Source organism: Coleofasciculus sp., from assembly GCF_046539235.1.
In the GTDB taxonomy this organism is placed as follows: Bacteria; Cyanobacteriota; Cyanobacteriia; order Cyanobacteriales; family Coleofasciculaceae; genus Coleofasciculus.
This window is the reverse complement of sequence record NZ_JBKHHI010000091.1, coordinates 1-18455: the sequence shown is the minus strand read 5'-3', so window position 1 is coordinate 18455 and position 18455 is coordinate 1. Positions and strand designations below refer to the sequence as shown.

Below are 18455 nucleotides of genomic sequence, written 5' to 3'. Positions count from 1 at the left end.
GGGGCGGGTTTAGGGACTCGCCTTGGGCGATTGATGGTAACGTTTCTACAAAACCCGCCCTGACCGAATGTTCACCCTTGGCGATATTTCCCGTGATCTGATTAAACCCGCCCCCAGACGCGCCATGGCACGTCTCTACATCAAATGGAACAGTCAGGTTATAGCGATTAGCAATATCCTGCCACAGATGTAGGGGGACACGCAGAGCAAAAACACCTGTGGGGGCTAGGGGCGGATGTTCGTATTTAATCGGTTTTCCCGTCTGAGTACTGCGCCGAGGAACACTAGGCTTGAAACAACCCCAAAGGTCATCATTACCCGTGAGTACGTCAATTCCGGAACACCACCATCCTCCTTGTTCCGTATGTTCGTAGCGCTTGAGGATGCGGTGACTGACCCGACCATCATTCCGTCGTGGTAATGTATCCGCGTAGAATAAATAGTTCGATGGGCAAGTGCCAGTTAAAGGGATAACGTTTAGGCGAGTGAGTTGGTCATCGATACAGCTATTGTTCCATTCTTGCAGATAATTCACGGGATTAGAGATTAAGGGGTTCATAGGCAAAACTACACTACATCTAGTAGTCAAACTGAATAGCTTAGGAAATGAACACTAATTATAGGGCTTGTTGACCAATACTTGAAGCGTCATGTAAAAAAGTGGCGGTGCAGGGGTGCGGGGAGTCTAGCGCTACGCGCTGGGCTTTCTTGCAATGGGCAGAAACCAGATCCCCGACTTCTAAATCTAGTTCATTGGTGAGAATCAGGGTTTCAACGAAGAAGTCGGGGATCTACAAAAATTTAGAACAAAAACCATAGATCATTATAGATCATTAATGTCAACTCTGACTAAGCCTAAATTGTGCCTTTTAAACTCCTCAATAAAACCGAATTTCAGTTTAAATAAGAATGCGACAATAGAAACCAATAATCTAACCTTAAGTCGATAAATGACTAAATGCTTACTTCGTCTAGCTAGCACTAGCATTTTAGGAACTTTAACTTTTGCCACAGCTAGCCATGCTATACCTGCATTTAAGGATTTATCAACTAACCAAGCAATTATTTGTGCTAATTGCAAACGGGTGGTTTTACCAACTCAAAAACCGCTAATTTTTAAATCGGCAGGAGATTTAACATTGAATTCAACAACGACAAGTATTAATAAAGAGCCTCGACCTTCCCCGCACGATTTTCTGACCCGTTCTGAATGTCGAGGCAGTTCCCGTCGAGTTGGTGGGCAATGCCCACCCTACACTATATCAAGAGTTTCGGCGAGCCAAAACTGCACGCTTTCCCGTGCCATTAAATTTAAGGTAGAGTCAATTAAATAAGACTCAAAAACTCGAATAATATCATCATTATCCATAAACTTTTCGGCATTTAAATGGCTAAAAAAAATTTTTTATCCTTGATTATTCACCGGACTAACTTTAGCCCGATACAATAATTTATCACCTTGCCGATAGCCAACATAACGAACTCGCACCAGCTCTCCAGGTTGAACGGTTCCCGACATTAATTGGTGCGATTGGGGATCATAAGGAAGTTGATCACCAACTGAGGCGATCGCGTCTATACCCCATTGTTGCAGAAGCTGTTCCACTGGCTTGATTAGGGGCAATAATCGGATGGCGGGTAACTGGTCATTCTGAGTTACGGCATAAGCGGCTGTGGGCCACTGTAATAACCATGATTCTAATACCTGCACACTCGATTGCTGAAATTCCTGTAGCAGGGTTTGGCGTTGTGCGGCGAATTGCTGTTGTAGTCGGTGGTATTCCTGCTTAAGGTTATCTAAGCTTTCTGGTGCGGGAATCTCCGGAGTGAATGAAGTGCGATCGCGCGGCGGCGTCATCGGGGAGATTGATTCGGGTGAAAATAAGGTGAGCAATTGATCGACCGATATTCGCAATACACCCGCTAATTTCAGCAGCGTCTCTACCCGCATTTGCGATACCTGTCCTTGTCGCAGACGTTTCAGTTGTCGTTCAGACACACCACTGACGCGACTCAGTTGGCGAAAACTGGACACATCCACCTGTTGCATGAGGTATTGTAACTGTTGGGTGTAATTCGGGGCAGACTGATTCTTATGGCTAGATGTGGACATGAGTATGAGTGATCGGGAATAGTTATAGTATTTTGACAGACTTGAGCTGTTTTTCGTCAAAAGCCTCACGTCCAACTGATGTCCTAACGTATCCTCGTAGCGCTATATCTTAGACTGACGCACCGACACGCCATAGAGTTGGGGTAGGATATCTCCTACCCCGACAAACAGTACAGCGTAAGTCTTGCAAGAATCACGAAAATTGGGTTGATTCTCTCCCCTGTTCTGAGACGCATTCTGATATGTCTGGAACATTCTTCCCTGACTTAATAAACACCCCGTTGAACAAATCTTTGCCAAATAAAGATGGCAATAATCGCCCCCAAAATAGCCACGACAACACCGGGAATACTCAACGATGTTGCTGTCATGGCTAATTCCCCCGTCGTTAGAAGTGTTGCCAAGGTTCCACCCAAAAAAGCACCGACAATTCCCAGTAATAGAGTGGAAATAATGTTGCCACGACTATTTAGTCATCGTAGAAGGCATACCTACATTACAGCTTTTATTGTCATCGGTCAGGGGTCACGGATCACGGGTTATGCTGCCGCTTCTTTACAAAACTTAACATCTTTTTGGCAAATAGGGGGTGACACCCCTCACCCCCAATAGCTATAATTATGCTTAGTAGATGCACCCTGATAATCTAGAGAGTTGCTTAGGTGACTCTCTTTTTTTTTGTCCTTTGTCATACTCGAAGAGCGCGAGAAGCAAGCTACGTCCCTTGTCCTTGGCAAATCAGGATGAACCGATCTCGACATTCATTGAGTAGAGGGCGACCCGACCCAATTGAGTGGAATGGAGTTTTAAATTAGTGGAAGCGGGTCGCCCCTACACGGAACAGGTGTTTCGGATCATTCATCCATAACGATCGCAATCAGGGAAAATTCTTAACGCATTCGTCTCGCCGCGATCGCAAGTCGTCTCAGCTTGATCAAACTGACGGTAATGCAAAGTCCAGTTAATCGCCAGTAGGTTAAAGCCGTTACCCGCCAATAAGGATCACCCTGATCTAGACGTTGGCGACGATCCAGTAAAATATCATGTAGCCAATCTTGGTATTCCTCCCACTCTTGAGGTGCTTTTGTGGCAAGGGTTTGAGCGATCCAGTCAGCTAATTGAACATCCCCCTTAATCATAGGAGAAGCATCGGTTTTAACTGATCGCCTAGTGATCCAGCGATGTTGTCGGTAAGCCAGAAAACTCATGGTGAAGCTGAGGATCACTAACCCGATACTTAATCCTAATGCGACATAGCTGGGTAATCCTAGCCAGAAAAGCGCGATCGCTCCTCCACCAATAGCGATATAGACAGTAAATTCAACAGCCAGATAAATCAACGCTTTGGCGATCGCTTGTACAATACGCCAGATCAAACGTACTATTTGCGGAACGAAGCGGCGACGGTGACGGTTGCGGTGCATCATATTAAAGTTCTCCCAGTGCAGGTTGCAAATGCTGTAAGGTGGTGAGGAATTGTTGCTTTTTCTCCAAGGCTTGCAAGCCAGAACCTGTGATTTTGTAATAACGTCGGCGTGCGCCTGTGGTTTCCTCCGGCGCTTCATCACCCCAGCGAGAGGTAACGAAACCCCGCTTTTCCAGTTTTCGCAAGGTGGGGTAAAGGGAACTGAAGCCAATAGTGCGTTCACCATTGCTAGCTTGCGCGATCGCACTCATAATCTCCAATCCATAACGTTCTCGATACATCAGCGCATTCAGGATCGACTCTTCGATTAACGTCAGATTCAGCGTGTCGTCTTTGTTGCGAGTAGCCATCGGGTCATCCCTTTTATATTCATGATTTCATTATATATTCAATTCTTGAATATATGGGCGATGGCTCCGTAGTAGGCGCTTGAGCGCCTCTATAGTTAGCGTCGTCTATAATAAAGCCAGCTTTCATAAGCTGTTCGGCATTTAAATTGGGATACCCAAAACCCTGAAAGGCAACAGGCAACAGGCAACAGGCAACAGCTAATACACAATTTAAATGCGTTTTAGCTTAAACGCGATCGCGGTTCGTTCGTAGTAGGCGCTGGATTCGCCTCTATAGTTAGCATTGAGTTTTAGGGATGAAACCCAAAACGCATAAAGGTCAATTAACAGTTTGGAAAGACGAAGAAGGGTTTGGCTTTATCAAACCCGATCATGGCGATCAAGACGTTTTTCTGCATATCACTGGATTAAAGAATCCTAATCGCCGTCCCCAAGTCGGTGACATTATCCGTTATCAAGTAACCGTTGGCAACAAAGGAAAATTTCGTGCTAGCAATGCTGTCATCGAAGGAACGACATCTCAGCCTAGTCCTAAACATTTATCCAAAACCTCTGTTAAAAGAAAGCGATCGAAAAAGATAACAAAATCGTCTTCATTAGTCTGGGAAGTTTTGTTTTTATCTCTATTTCCGATCAGCGGTTCGGTTCACTTGGCATCAATAACATCAAATTTAATTCCTCTCCTGCTGTATTTGATCATGAGTGGGTTAACCTTTGTCCTTTATGCTCACGATAAATCCCGTGCTAGAACCGGAGAATCGAGGATACCTGAGAAAACATTACATTTGTGCGAACTAGCAGGTGGATGGTTAGGTGCATTCATTGCTCAACGTACCCTACGCCACAAAAGCAGCAAAAATTCTTACCAAGTCGTATTTTGGGCAATTGTGGCTTTTCATATCATGTTTTGGAGCGCTTGGCTGTTCAAACATTTATTTAATTGAGTGAAAAAATGAGGAATTTGAGTAAATATGTAAAGAGTTAAATAGTTTGCCATGAAAGTTCAATCTGTTGCTTTAAAGTATTTTAAAAAAAATTTAGGGATTATACCTTTGATTTTACAGATTTAGACTTGATATTACTCAATATCCGGATTTGATGGAATTACGAACAAAAAGTGAGAACTTATAGCGTTGTCTTAATAGGGGACTTGCGGCTTCTGGGAAAGACATTAATCACAATTTCCGTCCAGCCCAGGATTTTGCTAGACTTCAGATGACTTAGTTGGTATTCGTATCTCCAGCCATGACAGCGACTCCAGTACCATCCCAATCCCTCAGCGCGATCGCCCAATCCACTCGCCAAGCGGCGCGACAGTTGGCGGTTATGTCCACTGATACCAAAAATCAAGCCATTGAAGCGATCGCGAAATCCTTAGAAACCGCAGCACCGGATATTTTGGCGGCGAATATCGCAGATTGTCAAGCCGCAGAAGCCGAGAGTATCCCCAAGCCTCTCTACAATCGCCTGAAGCTGGATGAGACGAAACTGAACGCCGCGATCGCGGGAGTGCGGGATGTGGGGAAGTTGACTGATCCCATTGGCGCAATCCAAATTCATCGAGAACTCGATACAGGATTAGTTCTCAAGCGTGTCACTTGTCCCCTGGGAGTCTTAGGCGTTATCTTTGAAGCACGTCCCGATGCGGTGATGCAAATTAGTTCCCTGGCGGTAAAATCGGGGAATGGGGTGATTCTCAAAGGTGGGAAGGAAGCAGTACGATCCTGTGAAGCGATTGTTAAGGCGATTCACAAAGGATTATCCACCAGTTCCGTTGATCCGGCGGTAGTGCAACTCTTAACCACCAGAGAGGAGACGATGGCGCTATTGCAGTTGGATCAATACATTGATTTAGTTATTCCTAGAGGATCGAATTCCTTTGTTCGCTTCGTTCAAGATAATACCCGGATTCCGGTATTGGGTCACGCCGATGGAATATGTCATGGTTATATTGATCGGGCGGCTGACTTGCAAAAAGCGGTGGAGATTACCGTTGATGCGAAAACCCAGTATCCGGCGGTGTGTAATGCGATAGAGACGCTATTGGTACATCGTGCGATCGCGCCTAGCTTCCTTCCCCTGGCTGCAAAAGCCCTGAAAGAACGGCTGGTGGAACTCCGTGGCGATGAAGCGGCTTGCCAAATGATTGACTGTTCAGCCGCCACAGATGCGGATTGGTCTACAGAATACAATGATTTAATTCTGTCGATTAAAATTGTAGACTCTCTGGAAGACGCCATTAACCATATTAATACCTACGGTTCTGGGCATACCGATGTTATTGTCACCGAAGATGCAGACATTGCCCAGATATTCCTCAATCAAGTTGATGGCGCGAATGTGTTCCACAACTGTTCGACTCGCTTTGCGGATGGGTTCCGCTATGGGTTTGGCGCAGAAGTGGGAATTAGTACAAATAAGTTACCGCCCCGTGGTCCTGTAGGATTGGAGGGATTGGTGACGTATAAGTATCAAATGACGGGTCAAGGTCATATTGTTGCGAGTTATAGTGGCAAGGATGCCAAATCCTTTACCCATAAGGATTTGGAGTGAAGGAAACCTAAACCTAATCAGTGTTTCATCTTTAAAGCAACAGAAACGCGATCGCAATGGCAGTCACCACAGTCAAATGGACAATAGACGAGTATCACCGCATGATTGCGGCGGGGATTTTAGAGGATCGGCAGGTGGAACTACTTCAGGGAGAAATTGTCGAGATTTTACCAGAAGGAGAACCCCACGCCTACTTCAGTAGTGAAGCTGGGGAATATCTGATGCGACAGTTATGCGATCGCGCAATGGTTCGGTTAGCTAAACCGATAACCCTTACTATATTTGATGATGAGTGAGTTAACCTTTGTCCTTTCGCGGATAAGCCAAATTGTAGAGTGAAAAGAGCAAGTCGTAACGCACATTTACTCAAAGTTATGAAATTACAGCACGCTGTAATTCTATCGATTAAAATTGTTGATTCCTTAGAAGACGCCATTAACCATATCAATCATTATGGTTCGGGGCATACCGATGTTATCATCACCGAAGATGCCGATATTGCCCAGATATTCCTCAATCAAGTCGATAGTGCTAATGTGTTCCACAACTGTTCGACTCGGTTTGCGGATGGGTTCCGCTATGGGTTATTCTATTGTCAGTATGTAAATGAAGACATATAGCAATTTGACTTGAGATATAAAACGGAGGTAGACAAAGGAAAAGGAAGCAGAAAACGAGAATAGTAAATAAATACAAATGTTTTTATATTATACTGAAATAGCATCAAAGTGTCCAATCTTCGATTGCCAACCCTGCCACTTTCCCGAAATCTCGATGATTGCGGGTTAAGAGAATTAATCCGCGAGATAGTGCAATTGCCGCGATTCTTGCATCCATCTTTGCCAGTTGAATCCGTTTTGACTTTAATTGCTCAAATGTTGTAGCTGCACCCGCATCAAATGGTAGGATGGGTAACACTTTAAAGTCATTAACGAGCCGCGCCATCATCTCATATCCTTTCACTACATCATTTAGGCTACGCTCACGATTAATATAGGCGTGACAACCAAGCATTTGTTCGTGAAAAGTGACAATTGATACGGCAAAATCCGATAGCGGGTGATGAGCAATCTGTGTCGAAAGGTTGCTGTAATCCTTCCCTGTTTGACGCTGAAGAACGCTCAGATGGTCTGTATCCAATAAATATTTCATAACTCGTCTTGTGCTTCTAGTACAGACTCATCACCTTGGCGAATTGCTCGTCCGTAAGCCAGTACCTCCTCAAAGGCAGGTTCATCTTTGAAAGACCCTGTAATTTGTTGTAGCCAATTTGTCGGTTGAGGATTTGCAAGTTGTTTCTGCAATTCGGCGATCGCTGCTTCAACTGCTACCATACGTTTTTCTAAAGAGGTGTTGTTTGCCATTGGGTTTTCTGGTCTTCCGTAGTTGGTGTACTCAATTGTTAGTTTAAGGCTCCCAAATATTGAACAGCAAGAGATTTAGCTATTTAGTCTCGTATTTCAGCTTGTTTTGAACGCGCCTGCTGAAGTCCAAAAATAATCCCCTTTTCTATCCACTGTATTTTGACGTCATTTTTAGTAGAGACGTAGCATGCTACGTCTCTACATCAACCTATTTTTTCGTACTTTTACGACTTTTTGATGATTTTGATTTTTTGGAACGACTGCTAGATTTTTTCGCGGCTAAGAGTTCCAAAGCTTTTTCTAAGGTAATATCCTCCACCGATAAATCTTCCGGGAGTCCCGCATTGGTTTTACCATGCTTGACATAAGTTCCATAGGGACCCTCGTAGACATTGACGGGTTCTTTGTCCTCCGGATGTTCCCCTAATTCCTTTAAAGGAGTCTTGGACTTGCTACGACCGCCACCTTTGGATTTTTTCGGTTGAGACAAGATCTCTAATGCACGATCCATGGAAATTGTCAATACATCGTCGCCTTTTTTCAAGGAACGATAATCTTTTCCCTCTTTCCCCTGGTTGTGGACGACATAAGGACCAAAACGTCCCAATCCCGCCTGAACTTTGCCCCCAGTTCCAGGATGAACGCCTAAGGTGCGCGGGAGGGATAATAAACCCAGCGCCATGTCTAGAGTGACATCTTCCATGTTCACCCCTTTGGGTAAAGACATTCGCTTCGGTTTCTTATTCTCCTCAGAGACTTCACCCAATTGGACATAAGGACCATAACTCCCGGTTAACAGATAAATCGGTTCCCCTGTTTCGGGGTGCAGTCCCAGTTTTTCTGGTCCCTGGGTTTTTTGCTTGAGGATAATCTCGACCTGTTCTGCATCCAGTTCAGAGGGGGTCAAGTCTTGGGGAATGGAGGCGGTGACGGAACCCTCGCCATTTTCGGCTTCGATGTAGGGACCAAATTTACCGATGCGAACTTTGACATCTAGATTTTCTAGTTCCACACTCCGGGCTTCATTGGGATCAATTTGGTCTTCCCGTTCGCGGACTTGGGTTTCTAAGCCCTTGTCACCCCGATAAAATTTCTCCAGATAGGGTAACCATTCGGCTTCTCCGGTGGAGATTTCGTCAAGGGTTTGTTCCATTTTGGCGGTAAAACTGGTGTCTACCAAGTCTGGGAAGTGTTTCTCTAATAAACTGGTGACGGCGAAGGCGGTGAAGGTGGGGATCAGGGTCTTTTTTTGCATTTGGGCATAGCCGCGATCGATAATTGTACCGATAATGCTGGCGTAGGTACTAGGGCGCCCAATTCCTTCACTTTCTAGGGTTTTGACCAGAGAGGCTTCGGTGTAGCGCCCTGGGGGTTGGGTTTCATGACCGATGGCTTCCAGGTTTTTGCACTCCGGATGATCTCCGACGGCTAAGGCGGGAAGGACGACTTCTTGGTCTTCTAAGGCGGCGTCAGGATCATCGGAACCCTCCACATACGCCCGCAGATAACCGGGAAAATCGATACGTTTGCCTGTAGACCGAAATCCGGCATCTTCAACGTCTAAATCTACCGTAATGTGGGTTTGGCGCGAGTCTGCCATTTGGCTGGCGACGGTGCGCTTCCAAATTAACTCATACAGTTGCAATTCACGACCTGATAATCCAGTGTCTCTGGGGGTACGGAATGTGCTTCCGGCGGGGCGAATCGCTTCGTGGGCTTCTTGGGCGGCTTTACTTTTAGTGCTGTACTGACGCGGTTTCGGGCTGAGGTATTGCTGACCATACATTTGTTCGACGCAACTCCGGGCTGCCGCGATCGCTTGTGCGGATAAATGCACCGAATCCGTCCGCATATAGGTAATATACCCCTGTTCATACAAATTTTGCGCCGTCCGCATCGTATCTCGCGCCGATAGGCTTAATTTGCGGTTGGCTTCCTGTTGCAGGGTGGAGGTGGTAAACGGGGGGGCGGGTTTGCGGGTGACGGGACGTTCCTCTAGGTCAGTCACCGTCCAGGTTTTGTCCATTAGCCGCGCCTGTAAGTCTCGCGCTTCGGCTTCATTCAGCAGCCGCACCGTCCGTCCTTCAATAATTTGCCCAGTGTTGGCGTCGAAATCACTTCCGGTGGCTATTTTTGTCCCCGCTAGGGTGATGAGTTTGGATTCAAAGGGGGTGTTGTCTTGGTCTAAAAGGGCTTTTAAATCCCAATAACTCCCTTGGCGGAACGCACGGCGTTGACGTTCTCGATGCACCAGCAGCCGCACGGAAACGGACTGAACCCGACCGGCTGATAATCCCCAGGCGATTTTTTTCCACAGTAGAGGCGAAAGGGTATATCCCACCAATCGGTCTAAAATTCGGCGGGTTTCTTGGGCGTGTACCAGTTGGTCATCAATATCCCGACAGTTTTGCAGGGCGTCGCGAATGGCTTCTTGGGTAATTTCATGAAAAACCATGCGTTTGCAGGGTACTTTGGGTTTGAGGACTTGCAATAAATGCCAACTAATGCTTTCTCCTTCCCGGTCTTCGTCTGTGGCGAGTACCAACTCTTCGGCGTTTTTCAAGGCGTCTTTGAGTTGCTTGACAACTTTCTTTTTATCTTTGGGGACAACGTAGATGGGTTCAAAATCCGCCTCTACATTGACCCCCAACTGCGCCCATTTTTCTCCCTTGACGGCTTCGGGGATCTCACTAGCCGATTGAGGGAGGTCACGAATATGACCCATTGACGCTTCTACTTGATAGCCCGAAGGCAAGTAGTTGCGAATGGTGCGGGCTTTGGTGGGAGATTCGACGATGACGAGGGTGGTCATGGGAGTCCTCAAAATAGCAGCCTAGCTGAATAGTCTAATCTAAGTCGTTTATGCAGGGTGTCAAGTCATTGATCCGTAATCAGGGAGTTTGAACCTTTTCCCAAGAGAACCGGGTGCGTGAGTGCGTAGGGGCGGGTAATGGGACTTTCTTGTCGCTATTGATGGTAACGTTTGTACAAAACCCGCCCTGACCGATTCTTCACGTCGCTTAAGGACATGATTTTGAGTGGGAGTGAGGTTCATTGGTGGTGGCGTATGCGGTGCATGATGGCTAGGTTAGGCGGTTGGTGCATCCCCAAAGTCATCACTAGCAAGGCTATGCCTGAAATACAGTCCCAGTTAGTCCCATACTACGCTACTGCTTTGGGTCGATCATCTATCAGATGTCTCTTCTTCTCTTATATATCTATATCCCATCTCAAGAGTAACTGCACTTTTTCCAGAGGGAAGATGGGGAAGATGGGGAAGATGGGGAAGATGGGGAAGAAAATGTAATACTGAACAATGATGATTATTGCTAATTTATCATGGAACAAAATTTCCATAGAATCTCCCTTCTTCTAGGAGGGAGATTGTCAAAATAGGTTACTCACTGTGCAAAACTAGCCACTTCTACAGGACGTTCAACCGCTAAGGATTTACGTTGGCGTTTAATCCGCTCAATTTCGTGAAGGGTTTGTGCGGTAAAATAGCTCTCACCACAATCAGGGCAACTGAGGATTGGAATATTTTCGATCACGAGTAGGTCTTCACCCTTGCCGTATGCCCTAGTAATCTGGCGGATGATTACATTGTCACTTCCACAAATATCGCACATCATATAGCATTTTCCCGTTTTTAAGGTACATATACTGTAATGATAACTAGCTTCCCAGTTGGACTCAGCTTGGCAATTAACTCGACTTCCCCACCATCAAGAGTTGTACCTCGAATGCAGTATTTCGATTCGGCGGTCGCCCTATCTTTTTGACGTTCCAGTATCTCGCCTGTCAGAATACCTTGTTCAATATCATAGACCGTGAGGGTATCCTCGCTCATTTCTTCTTCAGCGTGGAGTGTCATCACATATTTTTGTGAGCGAATCTTTTCTCGCATTCGTTGCAAGATTTCATCGAACATAGCATTACTAATTTCATCGACCTGTGTGCAAAATGATTATCCTAGTTTTCATGGATTTGTTCTAATGGAAATCTTTAGCCGATCGCACTCCCAATCGTCAGTTGCTAGATCTGCCTCGATCAGGAGTCGGATAGGCATTGCCCACCCGACATGACATCTTAACAAGGGGCTAAGGTTAACGCTTCACCCGTGAGACTGAACGCCCGCACTTCGGTAATTTTCACCTTAACTAACTGTCCTTTCAATTCATTAATATCCCCTCTGAAGAAGGTCAACCGATTCCCCCGGGTGCGCCCCATCACTTGGCTGGAATCCTTGGGATTTTGGTCTTCGACGAGGACTTCTTCAATCCGCCCCAAATAACGCTGCGATCGCGCGGCAGCTTTTATACTAACTAAATGGTTGAGTCGTTGCAGGCGATCGCTCTTGACCTCCTCACTAATCTGATTCTCCCACAGGGCGGCGGGTGTACCAGGGCGAGGCGAGTAAGCGGCGGTGTTTAATTGGTCAAATTCAATATCCTCGACCAGTTTCAATGTATTCTCAAACTGTGCCTCAGTTTCTCCGGGAAAGCCGACAATTGCATCCGCGCTAATCGACGCATCGGGCATATAATCGCGAATGGTATTAATAATGCGGCGATATTTTTGGTGGGTGTATCCCCGCGCCATGGCTTTGAGGATATCATTATCTCCGGATTGGAAGGGAATGTGGAAATGTTCGCAAACTTTCGGCAATTCCTTACAAGCGCGAATTAATCGTTCGGTGAAATAGCGGGGGTGACTGGTAGCAAACCGAATCCGCTCAACTCCGGGGACATCGTGAACATAATAAAGTAAATCTGTCAAGGTGTGCTGATGCCGTCCCGATTCAGTCACGCCGGGTAAATCCCGTCCATAAGCATCAATATTTTGCCCCAGCAGGGTGATTTCCTTATACCCTTGCTGTCCTAATTCCGCCATTTCCTCCCGAATTGCCTTTGGGGTGCGGGATTGTTCCACACCGCGCACATTGGGGACAACGCAGTAGGTGCAGCGTTCGTTACAGCCGTAAATCACATTCACCCAAGCGGTAACGGTGCTATCGCGGCGGGGTTTGGTAATGTCTTCGACGATATGGATGGGTTCAGTGGCGACAACTTGGTTCCCGTCACCGACTTGTTCGAGTAAGTCTCTGAGGCGATTGGCGTGTTGGGGTCCCATAACTAAATCCAGTTCCGGGACACGCCGCAGCAGCGCTTCTCCTTCCTGTTGGGCAACACAGCCAGCGACAATTAAGGTAAGGTCGGCTTGTTCTTGTTTCCTCTTTGCTTGTCTCCCCAGGTAGGAATAGACCTTTTGTTCGGCATTATCGCGAATCGTGCAGGTGTTGTAGAGGATCAGGCTGGCGTCATTGGGATCTTCTGACCACTCAAATCCCATATCTTCTAAGATACCAGCCATGCGTTCCGAGTCGGCTTTGTTCATCTGGCAGCCGAAGGTGGTGATATGGTAGCGACGGGGAGAGGTGGTCATGTTAGGTTACAGGATTTTTGAGATAGCGTACAGATTCCTATTATAGGTTTTGGCTGATGATGGCATGAGTATCCCATCTACCTTGTGCGATCGCACAAGTTTGTAGTTTGTAGTCGGGGCTTTAGCCCCTTTCCCAAAGCGATCGCACTCACCTATGATGTTGGCTTGGGTAACAGGGGAGCAATCAGTTCAACGAGTTCAGGTATATCATGCTGAATTAGATCCCATAACGTATCAAGATTAACGCGATCGTATTGGTGGGCAAGAATATCGCGCATTCCAGCCATATCCTTCCAGGGAATGTCGGGATGAGTGTTGCGGAAATTGGGGGATAATCGCTTAGTTGCTTCACCGACAACTATCACCTGGTAAAGAATTGCAGATTGTTTTTCTTCGTTGGTGGCTAAATTAGCTTTAGTCACTCCAGTTGCAAATATCAGAATCCGTTGCGCGGCATTATGGATATCTAGTAGTGCAGCCTCATCTCTGTTCATAGATTGTTTGGGCGGTACTTAATATTTCTCGCTGCCGAATCCAATTATCGCTCATCTGAATGGAAGCTTCAGGGATAAGGTCAATAGGGCGATTGAGACGGGATTCTAATTCGTGTTTAATTTTCGCTAGGGTGAGCAATCCTTGCCGTGCATTGGGAGCGAATGTGATCAGCACATCGATATCGCTATCTGCTCGAAAGTCGTCACGCAGGATCGAGCCAAACAATGCCATTTTGGTGATTTCCCACTGTTGGCAGAAGTTGACAATTTCATGGTTAGGTAAGCCCAAGCGGGTTTGGATGGTTGGATTTTGATCGAGCGGTAGGAGCATGAATCAAGTCTATTTTTCCGGAAGTTAGGTTAAGGCTTTCTATAATGGTTGCACAATACAGTATATCTTTAGGACTTACGCAAAGGCTTTATATGTAGGGTGGGGAGAGCGAAGCGTAACGCCAGAGTTTGTAGTAAGCGCTTTAGCGCTTCTGGCACGCTTCGTGCCTACTACGAACCAAGGCTGGAATTCCTACAGTTTTGGCTTAACCACTAGCGCCACTATCAACGCAGGTGTACCGCCAATTAACCCGATAATCAACCAACGGCGAAAATCAAACCCCTTGCGTCGAGCCAGGAGCGCCGCGATAATACCGATGATGCAGTGAAGCGTCAACAGAAGATAAGGATTGGGTTCTAGTGGTAAATTAGACAGCAAGGCAACTCCTTGGAATCGATGCGACGGATATCCAGTTGTGATCAACATTAGCAGATGCTGTTAAGCTGTTCGGCATTTAAACCATAATGTCAAGAATTGCGAGATCCTTGTAGTGCGTTTAGCGAAGCCATGCCGCAGGCTTTGCATCTTGCTCGCTACTCATACCCAATTTAAATGCATTACAGCTTACCCAGGCTTTCACCCGAAAAAACGTTGGTTCTACTATTGGTTCTGATCTCCCCGCTTCGGTTCACTTGGCTTCCCGAAAAAGTTAACCATAATCGATTGTTTATCTTGAACCTCTAGTAAAATTACCGAATAGGCGATTAATTCGTCAATCGCTAAACAAATTACTCCCACTAATACCAAAAACATTCCAGTAATAAATAGAAAAATGGGGACTCGTTCCAGAATAGTGAGCCCCATAAAAAAATGCAGAGCAATAGCAAATGATGTCAGCACAAAAAAAACTACTGCTAATGTATCGCAGATGGTTGAATTCCGAACATACCAGGCTCGACGCAACAGATTATTCAGTTGATGTTCTAAGCTTAAAAAGCGAATATCTTCTCCCGAATCGAATTGTCCTTGATGCATTAACTCTCGCGAAAGGATTCTTCTCTCATTGTTCAATAAGCGGATGCGATTTAATAAGGAAGACTGTCTCGCATTTAATCCCAAAAAAAATAATCCACTGGAGGAAATCATCACAGCAGGCGCAAGGATGGCTTGAATGACTTGAGTGACAGTGAGAGACATTTGATCCATGATTTTCTGGGGTGCTACCTACCTAAATCTTGAGCAGTATAGCGCAGGATTGCCATTGAATGCGATTGTCAGAGGAGATACATCATATCAGGAATAATTTTGTAGCTTATGTTACAGTAAGTTTGGAGTAAGGGCTTTAGCCCTAAATTAGTCGGGGCTTTAGCCTTACATGAGAAATGGTGCGTTAGCGAAGCGTAACGCACCCTACAATTGGACGGCGATTGGGCGACAATTTGCTGGGTGGAAAAGGGTATTTATTCTGCCATCGATTGCAAAGGTAACATAACCGTAAACGTTGTCCCTTTGCCAACTTCACTTTCAACTGTAATCAATCCCCCATGCAAATCCACGCATTTCTTGACAATGGCTAATCCTAATCCTGTTCCCTTAATAGTGCCAACATTACTGGCGCGTTGAAAGGATGAGAAGAGTTTTTTGATATCCTCTGGCGGAATACCAATTCCCTGATCTTGAATATGGAAAATCGCCGATTCTCCTTCGCAGGTTAACTCAACCTTTATCTCACTCCCTTGGGCAGAATACTTAATCGCATTAGATATTAAATTGGTCAAGATATGCTGTAACAGTTTCTCATCCATTTGAGCATCACGACAGTCGCCCTGACTGACAAAGTTAATCAAATGCTGTTGACTGATGCTCATTTGCAGGGTGTCTACAATGTCCTGACAGAAAGCAATTAAATCCATTGAGGCTGGCTTAAACGTAAGTTTCCCCGCCTCAGCTTTCCCAATTGTCAGCACATCATCCAATAGCTGCGTCATCCGGCTAACCGCGATTTGAATCCGCTGATGATGCGCCTTTTTCTTCTCCTCCGTTAACTTTTTGCTATAGCGGTCTAAAAGTTCTGACGATGACAGAATTGCCGTTAGGGGGGTGCGGAATTCATGAGAGACTAAGGAAACAAAACTAGAGCGCAGTTCACTCAGTTCTCGTTCCTTTTCCAAGGCTTTAATGATTTCCGCTTCTGCCTTTTTCAACGGTGTAATATCCCGTCCAACTCCCTGAAACTCGACAATATTACCCTGATTATCAAACATCACTCGCTCAGTCCATTGTTGCCAGTGAATCTCATTGTCTGGCAAAATGACCCGGTGTTCGTAGGTGACGATGGGCTGTTCAACCGAAAGGGTTTTAAATTGCTGATTAACAAATTCTTGGTCAATTTCCGGAATCTGGGGTTTAAATCGATATCCGATTAATTCGGAGCGTTGTTTGTTGAAATAGCGACAATACGCATCATTGACAAATGTGAATGTACCATCGGCTTTAAACCGACAAATTAATTCGGTTTGATCTTCAACAATTGCCCGATAGCGTGCCTCACTTTGACGCAGGGCTTCCATGGCTTGCTTGCGTTCGGTGATATCCTCAACCATGGCTAAGGTATAGAGGACTTCTCCCTTTTTATCTCGTAAAGCAATCAGGGTTAAATTTACCCAGACTAAATCTTTATTCTTTTTGATATAGCGTTTTTCCAGTTGAAAGCTGTCAATCTCTCCCCGAATTAACTGCTGCATATAAGGAATTTCCAGCGCCAACTCGTCGGGGTGGGTAATATCCTTAAAGCTGAGTGCCATGACTTCCGATTGACTGTACCCCAGCATGGTATAAAATGATCGATTCACGCGAATGTAGCGATCATTTAAGTCTGCCAATGTCATGCCAATGGGCGCTTCATCAAATACCCGACGAAACTGTTGTTCACTATTGCGTAACTCGGCTTCGGTTTGTTGATGCTGAAGAATTTCCGCTTGGAGTTGCTCATTTATCTGCTGGAGTTCGTGAGTCCGTTCCTCAACCCGCTGTTCTAAATCCCCCATCGCCGCTTGCAGTTTGGCTTCTGCCTGCTTGCGATCGCTAATATCCCGACCTTCGGCAATTAAGAGTTCGATCTCGCCGTTTTCCTTTCGCAGGGGTTTGAGGGAAAAGTCAATCGTGATCACGGACTGATCGGGGGCTAAAATATTAGCTTCGTAGCGAATTGTTTTCCCTGTCGCGGCTTCAGCAATCGCCGTTTTTAACTGCTGTTGAGTTTCCGGAGAAATTGTCCAACATTTTAATTGCCAGAATGGATACCCAATCAGCTGAGAACTATCCAGTTGGCAAAAGTCTGTAGCTGTCTGGTTATCGGCGACGACGTTACCCTCTAGAGTGAGTAAGCTGGATAATTGGAAGGTTTGATTGAAAACCGCTCGAAATCGCCGTTCACTTTCTCGCAGTTGGGACTCGGTTTGCTGGCGCATCAAGGCGTTCGCAAAGATACCACCAATGATTTGTAATAGGGAGAGGATATCGTCTGACCAAATTTTTTCGGCGTTAACCGCAGAACACCCTAAATATCCGATGAGATGATTACCTTGGGCGATGGGAACAATAGCGATAGATTTAGCCTCAGTTAACTCCAGCGCTTGTCTCAGGGAATTGGCTTGAGCGGGTAAATCGCTGCGGCGGGAGATTTGAATCGTTTCCAAGTTTCTCAGTTTTGCCATTCCCCAGGGGTAAGAGGCGGTAGGAAAATCTTGCCATTGGGGTTGGATGGAATTCACGCCCGGTGCATCCCATTCCTGAATGATACTGGCGGTAGCAGTGTCTTCTGAGAATAATGCCATATAGGTGCGATCGCAGCCGCAAAATTCACCGATTTTTTTCAGGGTGTGCTGAATCGCCTCATCAATGCCATCAGAGGACAACTGGATGAATTGATGGGATAGGCTAGTGATTAACTGCTCAAACTCTATCCGTTCTTGCAGCTTGGCTTCTGTGTGCTTCTGGTCGGTGATATCTTGACCAACACCATACAACCTACCATCATCCCCTGGAATGAGTTTCCACGCCAGCCAGCGATAACTCCCGTCTTGGTGACGAATGCGATGCTCACATTCAACCGCCTCGGTTGAGGTAAAATGGGCGATGGTGCTGTCACGGTCATCGGGATGAATCAGTTCCCAAGAAGCGTGCGATCGCAACTCCTCCTCTGTCCAGCCCAAAACCTTTTCCCAAGCCGGATTCAGCGGCTGCCAATATCCCTGTTTGTGCCATATTCCGAATAAATCATCCGATACTCTCAAAAATAAGTTCTGAGTGAATTCCCGGTTGGCTGGTTGATCCATGGATTCACTGGGCGTTTGAAAACTATTCATATTAATTTGGGTTTTAATCCCTCTGGACGACGGCAAACGATGACGTTAAATGCACCCCTCTTAATTTTTCAG

Annotated in this window: 18 protein-coding genes and 3 pseudogenes; 4 read left to right on the top strand and 17 right to left on the bottom strand. The window is 46.0% G+C overall.

Annotation, left to right across the window (positions count from 1 at the left end; all coding sequences use genetic code 11):
* The 6 genes and pseudogenes from ACLFWI_RS10720 to ACLFWI_RS10695 form a co-directional block, all read right to left on the bottom strand.
* Window positions 1-535: pseudogene (locus tag ACLFWI_RS10720) on the bottom strand (plasmid replication protein, CyRepA1 family); the annotation flags it as partial.
* Window positions 536-1405: 870 nt separating this feature from the next.
* Window positions 1406-2113, bottom strand: coding sequence for a helix-turn-helix domain-containing protein (locus tag ACLFWI_RS10715; protein ID WP_446412939.1), 708 nt, complete (start codon window positions 2111-2113; stop codon window positions 1406-1408).
* 102 nt (window positions 2114-2215) lie between these two features.
* On the bottom strand, window positions 2216-2368 hold the full coding sequence (locus tag ACLFWI_RS10710) for a hypothetical protein (RefSeq protein ID WP_446412938.1): 153 nt from the start codon (window positions 2366-2368) through the stop codon (window positions 2216-2218).
* A gap of 11 nt (window positions 2369-2379) precedes the next feature.
* A complete protein-coding gene (locus ACLFWI_RS10705) occupies window positions 2380-2544 on the bottom strand; it encodes a hypothetical protein (protein WP_446412940.1) in 165 nt (54 codons plus the stop codon).
* A 459-nt stretch (window positions 2545-3003) separates the two neighbouring features.
* Window positions 3004-3540 (bottom strand): hypothetical protein, encoded by a 537-nt coding sequence (locus tag ACLFWI_RS10700; RefSeq protein WP_446412937.1) that lies wholly within the window; start codon window positions 3538-3540, stop codon window positions 3004-3006.
* A 1-nt stretch (window position 3541) separates the two neighbouring features.
* Entirely contained in the window at window positions 3542-3889 is a 348-nt protein-coding gene (locus ACLFWI_RS10695; protein WP_446412936.1) for a PadR family transcriptional regulator, read from the bottom strand.
* 296 nt (window positions 3890-4185) lie between these two features.
* On the opposite strand from ACLFWI_RS10695, the gene ACLFWI_RS10690 reads away from it, so the two are divergent.
* The 4 genes and pseudogenes from ACLFWI_RS10690 to ACLFWI_RS10675 form a co-directional block, all read left to right on the top strand.
* Entirely contained in the window at window positions 4186-4833 is a 648-nt protein-coding gene (locus ACLFWI_RS10690; protein ID WP_446412935.1) for a DUF1294 domain-containing protein, read from the top strand.
* Window positions 4834-5134: 301 nt separating this feature from the next.
* Entirely contained in the window at window positions 5135-6442 is a 1308-nt protein-coding gene (locus ACLFWI_RS10685) for a glutamate-5-semialdehyde dehydrogenase (protein ID WP_446412934.1), read from the top strand.
* A gap of 56 nt (window positions 6443-6498) precedes the next feature.
* Window positions 6499-6717 (top strand): annotated as a pseudogene (locus ACLFWI_RS10680) (Uma2 family endonuclease); the annotation flags it as partial.
* A 117-nt stretch (window positions 6718-6834) separates the two neighbouring features.
* Window positions 6835-7026: pseudogene (locus ACLFWI_RS10675) on the top strand (aldehyde dehydrogenase family protein); the annotation flags it as partial.
* A 139-nt stretch (window positions 7027-7165) separates the two neighbouring features.
* Here ACLFWI_RS10675 and ACLFWI_RS10670 read toward each other — a convergent pair.
* From ACLFWI_RS10670 to ACLFWI_RS10620, 11 genes are all read right to left on the bottom strand, one after another.
* Window positions 7166-7594 carry a type II toxin-antitoxin system VapC family toxin gene (locus tag ACLFWI_RS10670; protein WP_446412933.1) on the bottom strand — a complete coding sequence of 143 codons (429 nt, stop codon included), beginning with the start codon at window positions 7592-7594 and terminating at the stop codon, window positions 7166-7168.
* Window positions 7591-7806 carry a hypothetical protein gene (locus tag ACLFWI_RS10665; RefSeq protein WP_446355383.1) on the bottom strand — a complete coding sequence of 72 codons (216 nt, stop codon included), beginning with the start codon at window positions 7804-7806 and terminating at the stop codon, window positions 7591-7593. Before ACLFWI_RS10665 ends, ACLFWI_RS10670 begins: the two co-directional genes overlap by 4 nt.
* Before the next feature lie 208 nt (window positions 7807-8014).
* Window positions 8015-10618, bottom strand: coding sequence for a type I DNA topoisomerase (topA, locus tag ACLFWI_RS10660; RefSeq protein WP_446412932.1), 2604 nt, complete (start codon window positions 10616-10618; stop codon window positions 8015-8017).
* Window positions 10619-11207: 589 nt separating this feature from the next.
* Window positions 11208-11438: a type II toxin-antitoxin system MqsA family antitoxin gene (locus ACLFWI_RS10655; RefSeq protein WP_446412931.1), complete on the bottom strand. Its 231-nt coding sequence runs from the start codon at window positions 11436-11438 to the stop codon at window positions 11208-11210.
* A gap of 17 nt (window positions 11439-11455) precedes the next feature.
* On the bottom strand, window positions 11456-11737 hold the full coding sequence (locus tag ACLFWI_RS10650) for a DUF4258 domain-containing protein (RefSeq protein ID WP_446412930.1): 282 nt from the start codon (window positions 11735-11737) through the stop codon (window positions 11456-11458).
* A 158-nt stretch (window positions 11738-11895) separates the two neighbouring features.
* Window positions 11896-13251, bottom strand: a complete 1356-nt coding sequence (miaB, locus tag ACLFWI_RS10645; protein ID WP_446412929.1) for a tRNA (N6-isopentenyl adenosine(37)-C2)-methylthiotransferase MiaB — start codon at window positions 13249-13251, stop codon at window positions 11896-11898.
* A 152-nt stretch (window positions 13252-13403) separates the two neighbouring features.
* The gene (locus tag ACLFWI_RS10640) at window positions 13404-13745 is read right to left on the bottom strand and encodes a HepT-like ribonuclease domain-containing protein (protein WP_446412928.1); all 342 of its coding nucleotides are present in this window, start codon (window positions 13743-13745) and stop codon (window positions 13404-13406) included.
* A complete protein-coding gene (locus ACLFWI_RS10635; protein WP_446412927.1) occupies window positions 13732-14076 on the bottom strand; it encodes a nucleotidyltransferase family protein in 345 nt (114 codons plus the stop codon). Before ACLFWI_RS10635 ends, ACLFWI_RS10640 begins: the two co-directional genes overlap by 14 nt.
* Before the next feature lie 192 nt (window positions 14077-14268).
* Window positions 14269-14502, bottom strand: a complete 234-nt coding sequence (locus ACLFWI_RS10630) for a hypothetical protein (RefSeq protein ID WP_446412926.1) — start codon at window positions 14500-14502, stop codon at window positions 14269-14271.
* 174 nt (window positions 14503-14676) lie between these two features.
* Window positions 14677-15222 carry a DUF2721 domain-containing protein gene (locus tag ACLFWI_RS10625; RefSeq protein ID WP_446412925.1) on the bottom strand — a complete coding sequence of 182 codons (546 nt, stop codon included), beginning with the start codon at window positions 15220-15222 and terminating at the stop codon, window positions 14677-14679.
* A gap of 254 nt (window positions 15223-15476) precedes the next feature.
* Window positions 15477-18383, bottom strand: coding sequence for a PAS domain S-box protein (locus ACLFWI_RS10620; protein ID WP_446412924.1), 2907 nt, complete (start codon window positions 18381-18383; stop codon window positions 15477-15479).
* Window positions 18384-18455: the final 72 nt, after the last annotated feature.

Bases quoted from the DNA above. Each gene is read 5' to 3' on its own strand.
- ACLFWI_RS10715 (WP_446412939.1), bottom strand. From the start codon at position 2,113: ATGTCCACATCTAGCCATAAGAATCAGTCTGCCCCGAATTACACCCAA.
- ACLFWI_RS10710 (WP_446412938.1), bottom strand. From the start codon at position 2,368: ATGTTCCAGACATATCAGAATGCGTCTCAGAACAGGGGAGAGAATCAA.
- ACLFWI_RS10700 (WP_446412937.1), bottom strand. From the start codon at position 3,540: ATGATGCACCGCAACCGTCACCGTCGCCGCTTCGTTCCGCAAATAGTA.
- ACLFWI_RS10695 (WP_446412936.1), bottom strand. From the start codon at position 3,889: ATGGCTACTCGCAACAAAGACGACACGCTGAATCTGACGTTAATCGAA.
- ACLFWI_RS10690 (WP_446412935.1), top strand. From the start codon at position 4,186: ATGAAACCCAAAACGCATAAAGGTCAATTAACAGTTTGGAAAGACGAA.
- ACLFWI_RS10685 (WP_446412934.1), top strand. From the start codon at position 5,135: ATGACAGCGACTCCAGTACCATCCCAATCCCTCAGCGCGATCGCCCAA.
- ACLFWI_RS10670 (WP_446412933.1), bottom strand. From the start codon at position 7,594: ATGAAATATTTATTGGATACAGACCATCTGAGCGTTCTTCAGCGTCAA.
- ACLFWI_RS10665 (WP_446355383.1), bottom strand. From the start codon at position 7,806: ATGGCAAACAACACCTCTTTAGAAAAACGTATGGTAGCAGTTGAAGCA.
- topA (WP_446412932.1), bottom strand. From the start codon at position 10,618: ATGACCACCCTCGTCATCGTCGAATCTCCCACCAAAGCCCGCACCATT.
- ACLFWI_RS10655 (WP_446412931.1), bottom strand. From the start codon at position 11,438: ATGATGTGCGATATTTGTGGAAGTGACAATGTAATCATCCGCCAGATT.
- ACLFWI_RS10650 (WP_446412930.1), bottom strand. From the start codon at position 11,737: ATGTTCGATGAAATCTTGCAACGAATGCGAGAAAAGATTCGCTCACAA.
- miaB (WP_446412929.1), bottom strand. From the start codon at position 13,251: ATGACCACCTCTCCCCGTCGCTACCATATCACCACCTTCGGCTGCCAG.
- ACLFWI_RS10640 (WP_446412928.1), bottom strand. From the start codon at position 13,745: ATGAACAGAGATGAGGCTGCACTACTAGATATCCATAATGCCGCGCAA.
- ACLFWI_RS10635 (WP_446412927.1), bottom strand. From the start codon at position 14,076: ATGCTCCTACCGCTCGATCAAAATCCAACCATCCAAACCCGCTTGGGC.
- ACLFWI_RS10630 (WP_446412926.1), bottom strand. From the start codon at position 14,502: ATGTTGATCACAACTGGATATCCGTCGCATCGATTCCAAGGAGTTGCC.
- ACLFWI_RS10625 (WP_446412925.1), bottom strand. From the start codon at position 15,222: ATGGATCAAATGTCTCTCACTGTCACTCAAGTCATTCAAGCCATCCTT.
- ACLFWI_RS10620 (WP_446412924.1), bottom strand. From the start codon at position 18,383: ATGAATAGTTTTCAAACGCCCAGTGAATCCATGGATCAACCAGCCAAC.